This window comes from Yoonia sp. R2-816 (genome assembly GCF_046762905.1).
Classification (GTDB): Bacteria; Pseudomonadota; Alphaproteobacteria; order Rhodobacterales; family Rhodobacteraceae; genus Yoonia.
This window is the reverse complement of the sequence record NZ_JBKQXN010000078.1, coordinates 1-1,770: the sequence shown is the minus strand read 5'-3', so window position 1 is coordinate 1,770 and position 1,770 is coordinate 1. Positions and strand designations below refer to the sequence as shown.

The 1,770-nt window shown below is 50.3% G+C and carries 1 protein-coding gene and 1 pseudogene; both read right to left on the bottom strand.

All coding sequences use genetic code 11. The features are described from left to right. Positions 1 to 319 precede the first annotated feature (319 nt). Positions 320 to 442 (bottom strand): hypothetical protein, encoded by a 123-nt coding sequence (locus ACFWW2_RS01470; RefSeq protein WP_393925585.1) that lies wholly within the window; start codon positions 440 to 442, stop codon positions 320 to 322. Between the two features lie 679 nt (positions 443 to 1,121). Continuing rightward, positions 1,122 to 1,631, bottom strand: a pseudogene (locus ACFWW2_RS01465) (IS5 family transposase); the annotation flags it as partial. Positions 1,632 to 1,770: the final 139 nt, after the last annotated feature.

Genomic DNA, 1,770 nt, shown 5'->3' with positions numbered 1-1,770 from the left:
ATCCATGTGGATCGGGCAACGTCGTGATGGTAGTCTTCGTCATGTGGCATATCCTTTTCTCAAATGAGAATTGCGGCGCGTCAACAACGCCATGATATGCCGCCCCTCAGGGGCTATCACCAACTTTCAGCTATATCTCTCTTGGCTTCGAGGCGGCCTCTGCGATCTTATCCGCTCTTCCGCTTTCAGGTCGTTCGACCACGACAAGTGCGATGCACCAATCGCCTAATGCCAGTCGATGGCTCCGGCGCTCGTGAGTTTCCACAGCTCTGCATTTTTTTGCGCTTCGGGATAACGGTGCAAGCATTGCGGTCGGAAATCACGCCCCGGCATTGTGTGTACCATAAGAACCGTCTGTGATCGCCGACACAATGCTCTGATCGGGCAGGATTTGTTCGAGCAGCTCGAGCAAAGTTGTAGCGTCGTCAAGATTGTCGACCATGACCTCTGCGGCATGAATCTCCAGTGTTTCTTCATCATTGTCGATAGGAATCTTGCAACGGATACACCGTTCGGTAGCAGCACTCAGACCATCTCTAAGTCAAACCAAAACTCGAATGATCCGCGTCGCTTTAACACATTGTTGCAAGCTGGCCGGTTTGTGGTCTTGTGCTTTGTGGTGTCCAACTGCTCATGCGTTCCAGCCATCATGGTGGCTTCATGTAGTTAATCGCAAGCGCAATTTGTGCAAAACCGAAGAAGCATAAATGCCATACAACAACTTATGCTTGATAAGAAGAGCAATTGTTAGCGCTTGGTTTTCAGGTTATTGGCTTGACGTTTTCCAAACCTGACATTCAGCGCTGGAATAGATATAACAGATCAATGTGTCGCGTGACGCGGCTGGAGAAAAACCGATATGCATTACCGCGTCACGCCGAGCCCAAAAGGCAATTGCATATTCGGCTATTTTAAGCCTGAAGGCCAATACCAACAACCTATTGAGGTATAGATCTTTGCTATTGGTGATTCGGCTGTCTCTCTTACGAATCATCCATTGGTGTAGCACACAAGAATTCGTACAGGAGATTTTTGGAAATGTAGAACTTCTTCTTCGCAGTCTTAATGACTTTGTTGCACAAATCGGTTAATTGATAGACGTCCCGTTACCCCAGACGGATTTATTCTGCAGCCACGGTTTTGGGGATGCCGAGTGCTGTGAAGCCATTGAGGATGGCAGCCCGGATCTGGATCTCGGCAACCTGCCGGTCAAAGTCGCGCGCTGAGAGGCGCTGACCCAGTAGTTTTAAACAGTGCATCTTTGTCTCGACGCGGCTTCTGCGATGATATCCGGTCAAGTGCCGCCACAATGCACGTCCCAGATACTTTGATGATCGCACGGCTTCGTTTCGCGCTCTGGCACCTGGTGTGTCTGCTTTCCAAAGCTTCGCATTCTTGCGTGGCGGTATGACCGCGTGGGCATTGCGGGCTGCAATCGCATCATGACATTTGCGCGTGTCGAACGCACCGTCCGCAGTGACATTGCTGATGTCTTCGTCGGATGGGATCTGGCCGAGAAGATCCGGTAGCATCGGGGCGTCGCCTATGCTGCTGGTCGTTACCTCAACGGCCCGTATCTCCAGTGTTTCTTCATCAATCCCAATATGTATCTTGCGCCAAAGGCGACGTTTAAAGCGTTTCGGTTTGAACCTGAATCGCTGGGGATTCCCTTGAGGGATCAGATGTGATTCATCCTGTTTGGGAGGATGGATCATGTCAGCACCTTTGCCATTGGCACTCAGGACGCGATTTCAGAGATATATTGAAGAA